This is a genomic window from Kitasatospora sp. NPDC057542, assembly GCF_042801945.1.
Classification (GTDB): Bacteria; Actinomycetota; Actinomycetes; order Streptomycetales; family Streptomycetaceae; genus Kitasatospora.
Genome location: NZ_JBHVFE010000007.1, coordinates 44,530 through 58,630, shown reverse-complemented (window position 1 = coordinate 58,630; position 14,101 = coordinate 44,530). Strand labels below are relative to the sequence as shown.

Annotated in this window: 11 protein-coding genes and 1 tRNA gene; 6 read left to right on the top strand and 6 right to left on the bottom strand. The window is 72.2% G+C overall.

The features are described 5' to 3' along the window. Nucleotides 1–309: 309 nt before the first annotated feature. A tRNA-Asp gene (locus ACFU7Y_RS02205) sits at nucleotides 310–383 on the bottom strand. 122 nt (nucleotides 384–505) lie between these two features. Continuing rightward, nucleotides 506–4,486, bottom strand: coding sequence for an ATP-dependent RNA helicase HrpA (hrpA, locus tag ACFU7Y_RS02200; RefSeq protein ID WP_380766106.1), 3,981 nt, complete (start codon nucleotides 4,484–4,486; stop codon nucleotides 506–508). 141 nt (nucleotides 4,487–4,627) lie between these two features. Here hrpA and ACFU7Y_RS02195 point away from each other — a divergent pair, with 141 nt between their 5' ends. Together ACFU7Y_RS02195 and ACFU7Y_RS02190 are read left to right on the top strand one after the other, a co-directional pair. Further along, complete coding sequence (locus ACFU7Y_RS02195) at nucleotides 4,628–5,146, top strand: SigE family RNA polymerase sigma factor (protein WP_380766104.1); 519 nt, start codon at nucleotides 4,628–4,630, stop codon at nucleotides 5,144–5,146. Continuing rightward, the gene (locus tag ACFU7Y_RS02190) at nucleotides 5,143–6,021 is read left to right on the top strand and encodes a hypothetical protein (RefSeq protein ID WP_380766101.1); all 879 of its coding nucleotides are present in this window, start codon (nucleotides 5,143–5,145) and stop codon (nucleotides 6,019–6,021) included. Before ACFU7Y_RS02195 ends, ACFU7Y_RS02190 begins: the two co-directional genes overlap by 4 nt. Nucleotides 6,022–6,066: 45 nt before the next feature. Here ACFU7Y_RS02190 and ACFU7Y_RS02185 read toward each other — a convergent pair whose 3' ends face one another. Then, nucleotides 6,067–7,023 (bottom strand): LysR family transcriptional regulator, encoded by a 957-nt coding sequence (locus tag ACFU7Y_RS02185; protein ID WP_380766099.1) that lies wholly within the window; start codon nucleotides 7,021–7,023, stop codon nucleotides 6,067–6,069. 198 nt (nucleotides 7,024–7,221) lie between these two features. On the opposite strand from ACFU7Y_RS02185, the gene ACFU7Y_RS02180 reads away from it, so the two are divergent. Together ACFU7Y_RS02180 and ACFU7Y_RS02175 are read left to right on the top strand one after the other, a co-directional pair. Next, a complete protein-coding gene (locus ACFU7Y_RS02180) occupies nucleotides 7,222–8,142 on the top strand; it encodes a zinc-binding dehydrogenase (RefSeq protein WP_380766098.1) in 921 nt (306 codons plus the stop codon). A gap of 34 nt (nucleotides 8,143–8,176) precedes the next feature. Beyond that, the gene (locus ACFU7Y_RS02175) at nucleotides 8,177–9,259 is read left to right on the top strand and encodes an alpha/beta hydrolase family protein (RefSeq protein WP_380766096.1); all 1,083 of its coding nucleotides are present in this window, start codon (nucleotides 8,177–8,179) and stop codon (nucleotides 9,257–9,259) included. Here ACFU7Y_RS02175 and ACFU7Y_RS02170 read toward each other — a convergent pair. Continuing rightward, nucleotides 9,213–9,698: a DUF3995 domain-containing protein gene (locus tag ACFU7Y_RS02170; protein WP_224285205.1), complete on the bottom strand. Its 486-nt coding sequence runs from the start codon at nucleotides 9,696–9,698 to the stop codon at nucleotides 9,213–9,215. The two genes, ACFU7Y_RS02175 and ACFU7Y_RS02170, sit on opposite strands and share 47 nt — an antisense overlap. Nucleotides 9,699–9,958: 260 nt before the next feature. Then, on the bottom strand, nucleotides 9,959–11,113 hold the full coding sequence (locus ACFU7Y_RS02165) for a PP2C family protein-serine/threonine phosphatase (RefSeq protein WP_224285206.1): 1,155 nt from the start codon (nucleotides 11,111–11,113) through the stop codon (nucleotides 9,959–9,961). A gap of 97 nt (nucleotides 11,114–11,210) precedes the next feature. On the opposite strand from ACFU7Y_RS02165, the gene ACFU7Y_RS02160 reads away from it, so the two are divergent. Then, nucleotides 11,211–11,387 carry a hypothetical protein gene (locus ACFU7Y_RS02160; RefSeq protein WP_224283300.1) on the top strand — a complete coding sequence of 59 codons (177 nt, stop codon included), beginning with the start codon at nucleotides 11,211–11,213 and terminating at the stop codon, nucleotides 11,385–11,387. Between the two features lie 258 nt (nucleotides 11,388–11,645). On the opposite strand, the gene ACFU7Y_RS02155 is transcribed toward ACFU7Y_RS02160, so the two are convergent. Continuing rightward, on the bottom strand, nucleotides 11,646–12,890 hold the full coding sequence (locus ACFU7Y_RS02155) for a plasmid pRiA4b ORF-3 family protein (protein WP_224283299.1): 1,245 nt from the start codon (nucleotides 12,888–12,890) through the stop codon (nucleotides 11,646–11,648). Nucleotides 12,891–12,960: 70 nt separating this feature from the next. On the opposite strand from ACFU7Y_RS02155, the gene ACFU7Y_RS02150 reads away from it, so the two are divergent. Further along, nucleotides 12,961–14,094 (top strand): hypothetical protein, encoded by a 1,134-nt coding sequence (locus ACFU7Y_RS02150; RefSeq protein ID WP_224283298.1) that lies wholly within the window; start codon nucleotides 12,961–12,963, stop codon nucleotides 14,092–14,094. Nucleotides 14,095–14,101 lie beyond the last annotated feature (7 nt).

The window sequence follows — 14,101 nt, the reverse complement described above, 5'->3', positions numbered from 1 at the left end:
CGGTAAGCGGCCCCTTTGTCGTGCTCGCCCGAGGGTGTTCAGTACCGGCCGGCCGGTCGGAATGTTGAACTCCGGATAACGATTTGATGCGCGTGGGGCGGGGGGGATTTACAGTGAATACCTGTACAATTTTACATATTAAATTAGCGGGGTTCTGGAGGGGGGTTCCGAGGGGCCCGCTCCGGAGGAGGTCGCGTGACGACCGTCACGCGACCTGTCGCTTGTGGTCTAGACCTAGCCGGGGTATGGGGCCAACGGTCAAAAGCAAGAGGCCCGGAACCTGACGGTTCCGGGCCTCTCGCACTGCGGCGATCCCGACGGGACTTGAACCCGCGACCTCCACCTTGACAGGGTGGCGAGCTAACCAACTGCTCCACGGGACCAGATTCTTCTGATCTCGTTCACTCGCTTGCCGCGCTGCGAACAAGACAGATCGTAGCCCATGGTGGGCCCCCAGGTCGAACTGGCTCCTGAAGGCCCATCCGCAGCTCAGGGCGCCGCCCGGTCAGAGGGTCGCCCGCGCCGCCTCCATCGCCTTCACGATCCGCTTCTCCGAGACCGGGCTCGGCGTGCCCAGCGACTGGGCGAAGAAGCTGACCCGCAGCTCCTCGATCATCCAGCGGATCGCCCGCACCTCCGCGGACGGCTGGTGCCCGGCCGGCACCGCCGCCAGCAGCTCCCCGTACGCCTGCTGCACCTGCTGCACCTTCAGCAGCTGCTGGGCGTCCCGCTGCGGGTGGTTGGGCAGCGCCTCCAGGCGGCGGTCCACCGCCAGCAGGTAGCGCTTGAGGTCCGGCAGCCGCTGCCAGCCGGCGGCCGTCACGAAGCCCGGGTGCACCAGCGAGGCCAGGTGCAGCCGGATGTCGTTCACCGCGTTCAGCAGCACCGGGCTGCTCACCGTCTTCAGCCGGGTCGAGGCCTTGTGGAAGGCGATCAGCGCGGTGGCCGTCTTCAACGTGGTGTCCGCGGACAGGTCGTAGAGGTCCGCGCGCACCGTGTCGTGCAGCTTGCCGAAGGCCGCCTCGTCCCAGGCCGGGCCGCCGGCCAGGGTCATCAGCCGGTCCGTCGCGGCGGCCACGACGTCCTCGAACAGGGCGCCGATCGAGCCGTGCGGGCTGTGCGAGAGCGCCAGCTTCGCCTGGTTGCCCAGCCGGCCCTGGATCGACTTGGCCGGGGAGTTGGTGGTCAGCATCAGCAGCCGCCGCGTCCCCTCCCACATCGACTGGGCCTGCGCCTCCGGGGTGTCGAACAGCTTGACGCCGACCGACTGGCCCTCGTCCACCAGGGCCGGGTAGGCGCGCATCGAGTGGCCGCGCGAGCGCTGCTCGAAGGTGCGCTGGAGCACCGGCAGCGAGGCCGGCCAGGCGGTCAGCCCGCTCTGCTCGATGCCCTGGCCGGAGGCGGCCGAGGAGAGCGTCTCCTTGAGCTTGGGCTTGAGCTTCAGCCGCAGCTCCTCCAGGTCCTTGGACTCGGCGAGCCTGCGGCGCCCGTCCACCACCCGGAAGGTCACCTTGAGGTGGTCCGGCACCCGCTCGTCGTCCCAGGCCTCCGGCGGCACGGTGACCGCCGTCAGGCGCTTCAGGGCGTGCTCCAGGGCCGGGAGCAGCGGCTCCTGGCGGTCCTTCACCGCGCGCAGCGCCGCCCGGGCGAAGTCCGGCGCCGGAACGAAGTTGCGCCGGATCGCCTTCGGCAGCGACTTGATGTACGCGGTGACCAGCTCCTCCCGCAGACCGGGGATCTGCCAGTCGAAGCCCTCCGCGGTGACCTGGTTGAGCACCGGCAGCGGGATGTGCACGGTCACGCCGTCCGCGTCGCTGCCCGGCTCGAACTGGTAGGTCAGCTTGAAGCTGAGCTTGCCCTGCTGCCAGTGGTCCGGGTAGTCGGCCTCCGTGACGCCGTCCGCGGAGTCGTTGATCAGCATCGACTTCTCGAAGTTCAGCAGGTCCGGCTGCTCGTGCCGGGCCTTCTTCCACCAGGAGTCGAAGTGCCGGGTGGAGACGATCTCGTCGGGCAGCCGGGCGTCGTAGAAGTCGAACAGGGTCTGGTCGTCCACCAGGATGTCCCGGCGGCGGGCCCGGTTCTCCAGCTCCTCGACCTCGCCGAGCAGCTTGCGGTTCTCCGCGAAGAACCTGTGGTGGGTCTCCCAGTCGCCCTCGACCAGCGCGTTGCGGATGAACAGCTCGCGACAGAGCTCCGGGTCGATCCTCCCGTAGTTGACCTTGCGCTGGGCGACGACCGGCATCCCGTAGAGGGTCACCTTCTCGTACGCCAGCACCGCGCCGGCCTTCTTCTCCCAGTGCGGCTCGCTGTAGCTGCGCTTGATCAGGTGGCCGGCCAGCGGCTCGACCCACTCCGGCTCGATCCTGGCGTTGATCCGCGCCCAGAGCCGGGAGGTCTCCACCAGCTCTGCCGACATCACCCAGCGCGGCGGCTTCTTGAACAGGCCGGAGCCGGGGAAGACGGCGAACCGGGCGCCGCGTGCGCCGCCGTACTCACGCTTCTCCACGTCGTACAGGCCGATGTGGGAGAGCAGGCCGGCCAGCAGCGACTGGTGGATCCGGTCGGCGTCCGGTTCGGCGTCGGGGTGCGGCTCCTCGATCGTCACGCCCAACTGCTTCGCGACGGTGCGCAGCTGGGTGTAGATGTCCTGCCACTCCCGTATCCGCAGGTAGTTGAGGAACTCCGACTTGCACATCCGGCGGAAGGCCGAGGAGGAGAGCTCCCGCTGCTGCTCCCGGACGTAGCGCCACATCGCCAGGTAGGAGAGGAAGTCGGAGGTCTCCGAGGTGAACCGGCGGTGCCGGTCGTCGGCGGCCTGGCGCTTCTCGGCCGGGCGTTCGCGCGGGTCCTGGATGGAGAGCGCGGCGGCGATCACCATGACGTCGCGGACGCAGCCGTTGCGGTCCGCCTCCAGCACCATGCGCGCCATCCGCGGGTCCACCGGGAGCTGGGCGAGCTTGCGGCCGAGCTGGGTCAGGCGCTTGCGCGGGTCCTTCTCGTCCGGGTCGAGCGCGCCCAGCTCGTGCAGCAGGTGGATGCCGTCCTTGATGTTGCGCGAGTCCGGCGGGTCCAGGAACGGGAAGGCGGCGATGTCGCCGAGGCCGGCCGCGGTCATCTGGAGGATCACCGAGGCCAGGTTGGTGCGCAGGATCTCGGCATCGGTGAACTCGGGGCGGGAGAGGAAGTCCTCCTCCGAGTAGAGCCGGATGCAGATGCCGTCCGAGGTGCGGCCGCAGCGGCCCTTGCGCTGGTTGGCGCTGGCCTGGCTGATCGCCTCGATCGGCAGCCGCTGCACCTTGGTGCGGTGGCTGTAGCGGGAGATCCGGGCGGTGCCCGGGTCGATCACGTACTTGATGCCGGGGACGGTGAGCGAGGTCTCGGCCACGTTGGTGGCCAGCACGATCCGACGGCTGCGCGAGCGCTGGAAGACCTTGTGCTGTTCGGCCGAGCTGAGCCGCGCGTACAGCGGCAGGATCTCGGTGTTCTTCAGCTTCAGCCGGCCGAGGGCGTCGGCGGTGTCGCGGATCTCGCGCTCGCCGGAGAGGAAGACCAGGATGTCGCCCGGGCCCTCGGCCTGGAGCTCCTCGGCGGCGTCGCAGATCGCCTGGATCTGGTCCCGGTCGCGGTCGGCCTCGTCCGCCTCGTCGTCGATGTCGTCGACGACCGGCCGGTAGCGGACCTCCACCGGGTAGGTGCGGCCGGAGACCTCGACGATCGGGGCGTCGCCGAAGTGCCGGGCGAAGCGCTCCGGGTCGATGGTCGCGGAGGTGATCACGACCTTGAGGTCCGGGCGGCGGGGGAGCAGCTGCTTGACGTAGCCGAGGATGAAGTCGATGTTGAGGCTGCGCTCGTGCGCCTCGTCGATGATCAGGGTGTCGTACTGGTGCAGGTCGCGGTCGGTCTGGATCTCCGCGAGCAGGATGCCGTCCGTCATCAGCTTGACCAGGGTGTCCTGGCCGACCTGGTCGGTGAACCGGACCTTCCAGCCGACCGCCTCGCCGAGCGGGCTGTCCAGCTCCTCGGCGACCCGCTCGGCCACCGTGCGGGCGGCGATCCGGCGCGGCTGGGTGTGGCCGACCAGGCCGCGCACGCCACGGCCGAGCTCCAGGCAGATCTTCGGGATCTGGGTGGTCTTGCCGGAGCCGGTCTCGCCCGCGACGATCACCACCTGGTGGTCCCGGATCGCCGCCAGGATCTCGTCCTTCTTCTGGCTGACCGGGAGCTCGGCCGGATAGCCGATCCTCGGGACGGACTGCCGGCGCCGCTCGACGGCCAGCTCGGCGCGGTCGATGTCGGCGGCGATGTCGGCGGCGATCTTCTGCCGGGCCTCGGGCTTGCGGACCCGACGGGCCCCCTCCAGCCGGCGCCCGATCCGCACCTGGTCGCGCAGGGTCAGCTCGGGCAGGCGGGCGGCCAGCTCACCGATTCCGGGCCCCTCGGTGGGTGCGGTGGCGGACTGGACTGCGGGAGAACTCACTGCGGGCATCCCTCTAGGTTCGCAAGGAGGCACGGCGGAGCGCACCTCGGTTTTCGAGCCCCTCCAGTGTCACAGCCGTCGGCGGCGAATCGCGAACGACGGGCAACGGTTCGCGGCCGTCCCGGGCTCCGGGAGGTTGAGGAGGTGCTCATGGGAGCCCACAAGACCGCCCGGGACGAGGAGTTCCGGACGTTCGTCGGCAGCGCGTGGTCACGGCTGCTCAGGACGGCGTACCTGCTCGCGGGTGACCGGCACGGCGCCGAGGACCTGGTCCAGCAGGCGCTGGAGCGGGCGTACGCGGCCTGGAGCAGGGTGCGTACGGCGGACGATCCGTACGCCTACGTGCGCCGGATCGTGATCAACGAGCACGCCAGACGGTTCCGGCGGCGGGTGGTCGAGTACCCGGTCACCGCGTTCCCGGACCGGCCCGCGCCGCACGGCGCCGACCCGGACGACCGGGCCGTGCTGCTCGCCGCGCTCGCCACCCTGCCGCCGCGCCAGCGCCAGGCCGTGGTGCTGCGGTACTGGGAGGACCTCAGCGAGACCCAGACCGCGGCGGCGATGGGCTGCTCGGTCGGCACGGTGAAGAGCCAGGCGGCCAGAGGGCTGGCCAAACTCCGCGGGGTCTCCTCACTCATCGGACTGACGAGCATCGAAGGGGCGAGATGAACAACGAGTTCCTGCTTGGGGGCACGGCGACCGGCGACGAGTCGGCGGCCGTGCGGGCCCTGGGAGAACTGGCCGGGAGCGTCGACACCGGAGCGGTCCCGTACGACCGGCTGGTCGCCGGAGGCCGGCGGCGGCTGCGTCGCCGGAGGCTGCTGACCGCCGGGGTGGCGGCGGTGCTGGTCGCCGGAGTCGCCGGCGGTACGGCGGTGCTCGGCGAGCGCGGCCGGGCGGCTGTCTCGACCGTGGTGGTGGCGGCCTCGACCCCGGCCTCCGCGCCGGCCGCCACCCCGAGCGCACCCGTCGCCCGGGACCCGTTCACTCCCACCCGGGTCAAGGTCGCCGAAGGTACGGCGAACGGCCACACCTGGCAGGCCTGGGCCGCGCTGTGGCCGGTCGCCCCCACCAAGGAGGACGCCCTCAAGCAGGCCCGACTGATCCGGGCGGAGCGGTACGCCGCCAACCCGGAGGTGAAGCCGGTCGTCCCGAAGGACGCCGAGAGCAACTGGGACCCGCGCATCGACGAGGTGAACTACTACTTCACCGTGGACGGCAAGCGGCAGGTCGACGACTCCCTGCACGCGGTCTCCGCCCCGGGCGGGTTCCCGGGCGCCGTCGGCGGCGCCTCGCTCGGCCTCCACCACGACTCGGGCGTCCCCGCGGTGGTGATCGAGGGGGTCCAGGCCGAGGTCGCGAAGGTCGTGGTCACCTGGAAGACCGGCGGCACCACCGAGGCGGTGCCGGTCGCGGTCGGGGACTCCCCGTTCCGCTACTACGCCCTCGTGGCGAAGCCGGGCACCGACGCCGCGACCGTCACCTACTACAAGGCGGACGGTTCGGTGGAGCGCACCACCGACTCCTGGCTCCGGACCTCCTGAGCCGGCGGCGGCCGGCGCGGCCGCTTCGGCCGTCGTGGGCGGTCGTCACGGGTGGAGCGCGGCCTGGTCGGCGTCCGGGAGCCAGTCGCGGGCCGGGTCGTACTCCAGCCACCGGTTGCGGGCCGCCTCGGTGGTGAACGCCCGCAGCAGATCGTCGAGTCGGGGGTGATGGTCGGTGGCCGGGCCGGTGCGCCAGAGGAGCGACCAGGCGTAGAGCGGGGTCGGGTCCGCCAGCGGGACGGTGCGGACGCCCGGGCGCCCGGGGAGCGGGCCGTCGGCGGGGACGAGGGAGAAGCAGGCCGGGTCGGTGCGGACCTGCTCCACGAAGTGCTCCAGGCCCAGGTTGGTCGAGCCGACCCGGTGGGAGATCCCGAACCGGGCGGCGAAGCGGGTGAGGAAGTCCAGCCGGTCCACCGCGGCCGGGTAGCGCAGCACACTGCCCCGCAGTTCGTCCGGGCGCAGGGCGTCCCGGCCGGCCAGCGGATGGTCGGTGCTCAGCAGCGCGTCCACGGGCTCCAGCCGGACCAGCCGGTGCGTCAACTCGCCCTCGTTGCCGGGGAGCCGGTGCACCCGGCCGAATCCGGCGTCCGCCTCCCCGCGCAGCACGGCCGCCGCGACGGACGGCAGGTCCCGGCCCGGCACCGGCTCCACCTGGAGTCCCGGCGCCGCGTCCACCGCCTGCGCGAGCGTACGCATCGGGGCGTACAGGTGCCCCCACACGTCGATCCGCAGCGGACGGGCGGCGCACCCCACGGCGGCGACCGCCCGCTCCCCCTGCGCCAGCACCCGCCGGGCCGGCTCCAGGAACCGCCGCCCGGCCTCGGTCAGCCCCACCCCGCGCGCGTCCCGGTCCAGCAGCCGGACCCCCAGCGCCGCCTCCAGCCGCGCCACCCGCTTCGACAGCCCCTGCTGGCTGATCCCCAACCGCCCGGCCGCCCGCCCGAAGTGCAACTCCTCGGCCGCGACGACGAAGGCCCGCACCTGCGCCAGATCCAGATCCACCCCGGCACCCTAGGGGCCTGGCTTCGGCCTCCCGTCGGCGGGGCGCTTCGGGCACGCAGGCCGCCGCGTCGCCCGCAGCCGCCTCCGGCGCATCGCTTCTCGCCGCACAACCGGTGGTTGTCGTCGCGCTCCTCCGGTTGTTGGACCGGGTGGTGCGGCGCGGGGTGAGGTGAGCGGGTGTCCGACGGAGGAGTGGGGATGAAGGCGCTGGTGGCGACGGGGCGGGCAGCGGAGCCGGTGCGATTCGCAGAGGTGGAGCAGCCGCGGCCGGGGCCGGGGGAGGCGCTGGTGAAGGTGGAGGCGTTCTCGGTGAACCGGGGCGAGACCTTCCAGCTGGAGGCGCCCCGGGCCGGGTGGCGGCCGGGGAAGGACGTGGCCGGGCTGGTGGTGCAGGCCGCCGCCGACGGGTCGGGGCCCGCCGTGTGCCGCCGGGTGGTGGGGCATCCGCCGGCCGGAGGGTGGGCCGAGTACGTGTGCGTCCCGACGTCCTCCCTCGCCGAGCTGCCCGACGGCCTGGACGCCGTGCGGGCGGCCGCGCTGCCGCTGGCCGGCCTCACCGCGCTGCGGCTGCTGCGGGCGGCGGGGCCGCTGGCCGGACGGCGGGTGCTGCTGACCGGGGCCTCCGGGGGCGTCGGGCACTACGTGACCGAGCTGGCCGCCGCGGCCGGGGCCGAGCTGACCGCCGTCACCGCCTCCCCGGAGCGCGGGCGGCGGCTGGTCGAGCTGGGAGCGGCCGAGGTGGTCCACGAGCCGGGCGCGGCACGCGGGCCGTACGACCTGGTGCTGGAGTCCACCGGCGGCGCCGCGCTGCCGCTCGCGCTGGCCCGGCTGGCCCGGCGCGGCACCCTGATCTGGTTCGGCCAGGCCTCCCGGACGCCCGTCACGCTCGACTTCTTCGACTTCTTCAAGGGCCCGGAGTCGGCGGTCGTCCGGCACTTCCACTACGCGGACTCGGACGTCTCCGACGGCGCCGACCTGGCCACCCTGGTGCGGCTGACCGGGGAGGGGCGGCTGAGCCCGGAGCTCGGCCGGGTCGCGCCCTGGGCGGAGACCGCCGCCGTGCTCACCGACCTGCGCGAGCGCCGGATCCGCGGCAAGGCCGTCCTGACCCTCGCCTGACCCCGCTCCGACCGATTCGAAGGGAACTCCCGCCATGCCCGACCTCTCCTTCCTCGACACCCCCGGCCTGCTGCCCGCCTTCGTCGAGGAGAACCGCCCGCGCGCCCACGGCGCCGGCCTGGACCCGTACGAGTACGCCCGGGTGACCGCCCCGCTGACCTCGCTGCGCGACTGGCCGGCCGCCTGCCGGGCCGCCGGCCGCCGGTACGCCGAGGCGGCGGAGCGGGCCGCCGCCGGGGGCCTCACCGTCACCGCCGGTGAGGGGTACCGGAGCGCCGCCCGCTGGTACCACTTCGCCGGGCTGCTCCCGCACCCCGACCGGGCCGCCGCGGCCGAGGCCGCCGCCGAGGCCGACGAGGCGATGCGGCGGGCGCTGGCGCTGCTCGACCCGGGGGCGCAGCGGGTCGAGGGCGAGGGCTTCGCGGGCTGGCTGCGCCGCCCGGCGGCCGGCGGGGGAGCGGCCCCGGTGGTCGTGGTGGTGCCGGGGATGGACTCGGCCAAGGAGGAGTTCCACGCGGTGGCCGAGGCCCTGCTCGCCCGGGGCGTCGCGGTGCTCGCCGTCGACGGGCCCGGGCAGGGGGTGCTGGCCGCCGGCAGCGTGCCGGAGCCGGAGTACCACCGGGTGGTCGGCCGCGCCCTCGACGCGCTGGCCGGCCGCGCGGGGCTGGACCTCGCCCGGACCGCCGTGATCGGCCTCAGCCTGGGCGGCTACTACGCGGCCGAGGCCGCCGCCCGCGAGCCGCGGCTGTGCGCGGCCGCCGTGGTCAGCGGCCCCTACCGGCTGGACTGGGACGGCCTGGTCCCGTTCGTCACCGCGACCCTGGCCCAGCGCTGCGGCGGGGACGAGGCGGCCCGCGCCTTCGCCGACCGGGTGGACCTGACCGCCCTCGCGCCGGCGATCACCGTCCCGCTGCTCGTGGTCGAGGGCGGCGAGGACCGCATCCCGGGCGTCACCACCGCCGCCGCCCTGGCCGGGCACGCCCCGGACGCCCGACTGCTGCTCGTCCCGCACGGCAACCACCTGCTCGGCACCGCCCTGCCGGACTGGCTCCCCGCCACCGCCGACTGGCTCACCGCGCGGCTGACCGGTGCACCGCGCGGCGGCCGAGCGAGGTGACCGCGAACAGCAGGCCGCCGACGAGGAAGAACGGCTCGTAGCCGAAGGTCGCGAACCGCGCCATCGCATCCAGCTCGGCACCCGACCGGCTGCCGGTGGCCAGCGCGATCCAGTCCGGCACGGACGGCGCGGCGTGCAGCACCAGCAGCGCGGTGGTGCCCCACAGCGCGAAGCCCAGCAGCCGGGGCGGCACCCGCGCGCCCCACCGCCGCAGCGGCGCCAGCGCCACCGCCGCGGCCACCGCGCACAGCGGGATCGCGATCACGTCGATCACCAGCAGCGGGGTGCTGCTCCACACCGACCGGCCGTCCGGCAGGCCCAGCCGCCCGTCCGCCAGCCAGTACACGTGCACCAGCGCGAAGGCCACCGCCCACCCTGCCGCCGCCCGTCCCGCCGCCGGCGCCACCCGGTTCCAGCCCGTGTCCCGTGTCGTCTCCATGCCGCCCACGGTCCCGTGTCACCCCACCCCGCCGGATCGTCCGGCGGGCGGTACCCCCTCCCCCTCCAGGGGGAACCCGGGCTGCCGGAGGGTCAGTACGGCAGCAGCCCGGCCGGCGTGTGGGCGTCGAACCGGCGACGCACCACCAGCAGGTTGCGTTGGTGGATCCCGGAGGGGCTCACCGTCATCGTGATGGTGTCTCCGGAGATCTCGACCTTGAAGCCGTCGGGCAGGCTCCTGCGGGCTGACGGGCCAAGGTTTCAGATGACCGACACGGCGGCCCCTTCGACGAGCCGGTCGACAAGGATCATCGTTACATCGTCCGCCAAGTGGCCTTCGGTGTGGCGGATCAATGCCTGGTGCAGTTGTTCAAGGAACTCCTGAGGGGTGGTGTCGAAGCTGATCGACTCCATGGTCTCCGGCAGAGGGAAGAAGCTGTTGCCAGGGTCGCGGGCTTCGATCACGCCGTCGGTGTAGAGAAGGAGACGGTCGCCCGGTGCGAACGGATAGCCCTCTGGCGTCTCGGGAGGGCCGGTGACCAGGTCCTCCAGGCCCAGGGGTGGACGAGGCGAGGTGGGCATCAAAGCCCGAGTTCGGCCCTCGTGGAGTACCAGCGGGGGCGGATGGCCGTGGTTGACCAGTTGCACTACGGGTTCGTCGTTCGGCACCTGGGCGATGAGTGCGGTGGTGAATCCCTCCATCAGGGTTTCCTCGGGGAAGGCGCCCGGCACGGCGGCCTCCCGGCGCAGCGCGGCCGCGCAGTGGTTCATGACCCCCACGAGGTCGTCCTCATAGTGCACGACCACCCGGAACGCACCCAGCGCCACCGCGACCGCGCGCATGGCATTGAGCCCCTTGCCGCGGACGTCCCCCACGATCATCCGGACGCCGTACCGCGTCTGCACGGCCTCGTACAGATCACCGCCGACCTGCGCCCCGGTCCCGGCCGCGAGGCACAGGCTGGCCGCCCGCACCGGGCCCAGGCGCTCGGGGACCGGTCGCAGAATGACCTCCTGCGCGCACACGGCGATCCGGCGGATTCGGTCGAACTCGCTTTTCCTGTAGGCACGCACGACGCTACTTGTGATGAAACCGGCTACGGAGACCAGAGCCAGAGCGAGGAAGTTGGTATAGACCTGCAGGGTTCCCCACGCGTGGTTACAGGTGGCCGTGGTCACGCTGACCGCCACTGTGAGAGCCACCGCCAGGGCGGTGCGCTTGGGGTCCATCGTCACCGCCGCCAGCGCCGGCACCGCAGTGAGAAAGGGGCCGGTATAGATGAAGTGGACGGGGGTGAGCTCGATGATCAGCACGGCCAGCGCGATGACGAACGGCACGCACTGCGCCAGTGCGAGCAGGCTCCTGCTTTGACCGCCCGCTCCTGGTCGAGAGGGTGAGCGGAAGAACGACGCCATACATTCAGCCTGCCTCGCGGACGCCCTGGTGGCCTCCTAGGCGAGTGGATCCGAAGCTCTGCCCCGCCGAAGGGGCAAGGATGTCCAAGATCAGTTCGTGAAGAACCGCGACCTCTGCCGCGGCCGTGTCCACGTGACCACGACCTCCGGGGCCGTGAAGCGCATCTCCGTGTGCGGGAAGACCCGGGACGAGGTGCGCGACAGGATGGGGGAACCCCAGGCCCGGAACAGCCAGGGGATTCCGTCGCCCGACACCAACGCCAAGCTCGGCTGAGCCGTTGTACCGGTTGGCGTACGGGACATGAAAAAGGCCCCGGAGAGCGAACTCTCCGGGGCCTTTTCGCCTTTCAGGCGATTGTGGCCAGGGCCGGGGTCGAACCGGCGACCTTCCGCTTTTCAGGCCAAACCAGGGTCGCGGTATGCCCCGGTCCAGGTGATTTCGCCGTCCGTGGAAGGCTGCCTTCGGCCTTCGTCGTCCGTGCCGGTTGGCGTCAGCGTTGGCGTCATCCGGTACGGACCAGCCGGTTGGTCTTCACCAGTCGAGAGCGCGGAGCCGCTGGTTCGTCCGGTGCAGGTCGAAGCGGGTCGGGTCGAAGTCGGCCGCCGTTTCGAGGCCGAGCCAGCGCAGCAGATCCTCGCGCTCGGGATGGGAGGGGCCGCTGAGGGCCTGCTTGAGGTCGTCGTATCCGGGCGCGCCGCCGCAGTCCTCGGGCGGGCAGGCTCCTGCCCCGTCGACGCACAACGGGTAGCGGCGGCCCGCCTCGGCAGCCACTTGGCGCTCGACGAGGATGCGGTGCTCCCACGAATCACCGAAGTCGTAGGTGTAGTCGAAAAACTCTCCCTCCTTGACCACGGCGTCCAGGGCGGCGGCGGTCTCGTCGACGAAGTCGAGTTCGGAGGAGGGATGGCCATAGTTGACGCCTTTCACGTCGAACGCGTGCAAGTGGCAGTTCTGCCAGCCCATGGCGGCCTGGATGACCAGGTGCAGCCGGTCGAGGCGGAATCCGGCGGGGACCTGAACGCGGCGCCGGACGGCGGGCTGTTCCACATCGGCGAGTTCGATGCGGAGCTGGTAGACGGGATCGCCGGGGCGTGCTTCCCCGCGCAGCCAGGCCATGGCTTGACGGCCCCGCGAGGTGAGGACGAAGGCGTCGCCGACGCGCTGGACCGAGCCAAGGCCGACGAGCGTCGCGAGCACGCGGTCCACATCGCGGTCGTTGCTCCGGCGCAGCTGCCGGAGGCGGTCCTCGGGAAGATCGTCGAGGACGTAGAACCCGGAGACCTTGTCCCACACCGCGGCCTGGAGCTCCTGCTCGGGAACCAGGTCGTCGGCGGCATACAGGCTCATCAGCAGCACCCGAAGCCCGGCCGGATACCCCTCGGCGAAGATCGAGCCGAGCCACCCGGAGGGGAGCACCGCTTCGCTGATGCGCGGCAGGGCCTCGAACAGTGCGTCGAGGATGCGCTCGGGGTCCTCCAGTACGCGCGCGTTCTTCTTGACCGGCACCAGACGGCCGCTGACGACCCGCAGCAGCCGGGCCGCCTTGGCCCATTCCACCAGCAGGTTCAGGTGGCGGAGCTCCTGGCTCGACTTGGTCCTGAAGGTCCTGTCACCGATGGCCGGGTCGATGGTGTCGCCGGTCTCCAGGAGCGCGACCAGGGCCCGCGCGTCCGCGAGGGTGACCTTGCCCGTCTGGGTGAGCTTGCGCCCCGCGCCGATCCAGCCGACGAGATCTCGGATCTGCTCGGTGGTGCGTGGCTGCTCGGGTTCCATCATCGGTTCCTGTCTGCCTCGGGCTTGGCGGATTTCATCATCGAGGATCGGCAGACCCGCTAGGGTCGCGGCGATGAGTGAGTACCAGTACTACGAGTTCCTGGCGATCGACCGCCCGCTGAGCCGCGAGGAACAGGAAGATCTGCGATCGCTGTCGACCCGGGCCCGGATCACCGCGACCGGCTTCACCAACGAATACCAGTGGGGCGACTTTCGGGGCGACCCCAGGCGGATGGTGGAGCGGTACTACGACGCTCACCTCTACCTGACCAACTGGGGCACCCATCAGGTGGTCCTGCGCGTACCCAAGGGACAGCTCACACCGCGAGCGGTGGAGCCGTACTGCTTCGACGAGTGTTTCGAGGCATGGACGACCGAGACCCACCTCATCCTCGACCTGCGCAGTGAGGACGAGAGCGGAGACTGGGACGAGGGTGCCGAGGACTCGCTCGGCGCCATCGCCGGGGTGCGGGCCGAGCTGGCTTCCGGGGATCACCGCGCCCTGTACCTCGCATGGCTGTCCGGCATCGGCGCTTGGGCGCTGCAGGACGACGATGAGGAGGCTTACCAGGACGAGGTCGAGCCCCCGGTCCCGGCCGGGCTCGACCGGCTCACCGCACCGCAGCGAGCGCTCGCGGACTTCCTGCGCGTCGACGCCGACCTGCTGGCGGTCGCAGCCCAGGCCAGCCCGCCCGCCCCCGCACCTCGGAAGAGGCCCGGGAAGAAGGAGCTGGCGCCGCTAATCGCGGCGCTTCCCGAGACGGAGAAGAACGACCTCCTGCTGCGCCTGGCGCTGGGCGATGAGCCTCAACTGGGAGCCGAACTCCTGCGCCGCCTGCGCGGCGAGCCGCCCGTCGCGACGGTGCCGGGGCAGCGCTCGGCCGCAGAACTGCTGGACGCAGCGCACGCGCGAGCCACCGGGCGTCGGCAGCGCGGTGAGCGGGTTCGAGCCGAGGCGCGGGCGAAGAAGCTGACCGCCCTGGCCGCCGAGGAGGAAGCGATCTGGCACGAGGTCGAGAACCACGTCGCCCGTAAGCAGGCCGCCCGCTACGACACCGCCGTGGCCCTCCTGGTCGAGCTCCGTGACGCCTGTGACCACGTCGGACGCGGCCTTGAGTTCCGGCAGCGGTTGGCCGAGCTCCGCGACCGGTACCAGCACCTGCCCGGCCTGCTGCGCCGACTCGACGACCGGGCCCTGCGCGGTTGATGCCAGT

What these genes read in the sequence shown, in the direction of transcription:
- ACFU7Y_RS02150 (WP_224283298.1), top strand. Translation starts at nt 12,961, where the DNA reads ATGAGTGAGTACCAGTACTACGAGTTCCTGGCGATCGACCGCCCGCTG.
- ACFU7Y_RS02175 (WP_380766096.1), top strand. Translation starts at nt 8,177, where the DNA reads ATGCCCGACCTCTCCTTCCTCGACACCCCCGGCCTGCTGCCCGCCTTC.
- ACFU7Y_RS02195 (WP_380766104.1), top strand. Translation starts at nt 4,628, where the DNA reads ATGGGAGCCCACAAGACCGCCCGGGACGAGGAGTTCCGGACGTTCGTC.
- hrpA (WP_380766106.1), bottom strand. Translation starts at nt 4,486, where the DNA reads ATGCCCGCAGTGAGTTCTCCCGCAGTCCAGTCCGCCACCGCACCCACC.
- ACFU7Y_RS02190 (WP_380766101.1), top strand. Translation starts at nt 5,143, where the DNA reads ATGAACAACGAGTTCCTGCTTGGGGGCACGGCGACCGGCGACGAGTCG.
- ACFU7Y_RS02180 (WP_380766098.1), top strand. Translation starts at nt 7,222, where the DNA reads ATGAAGGCGCTGGTGGCGACGGGGCGGGCAGCGGAGCCGGTGCGATTC.
- ACFU7Y_RS02165 (WP_224285206.1), bottom strand. Translation starts at nt 11,113, where the DNA reads ATGGCGTCGTTCTTCCGCTCACCCTCTCGACCAGGAGCGGGCGGTCAA.
- ACFU7Y_RS02170 (WP_224285205.1), bottom strand. Translation starts at nt 9,698, where the DNA reads ATGGAGACGACACGGGACACGGGCTGGAACCGGGTGGCGCCGGCGGCG.
- ACFU7Y_RS02155 (WP_224283299.1), bottom strand. Translation starts at nt 12,890, where the DNA reads ATGATGGAACCCGAGCAGCCACGCACCACCGAGCAGATCCGAGATCTC.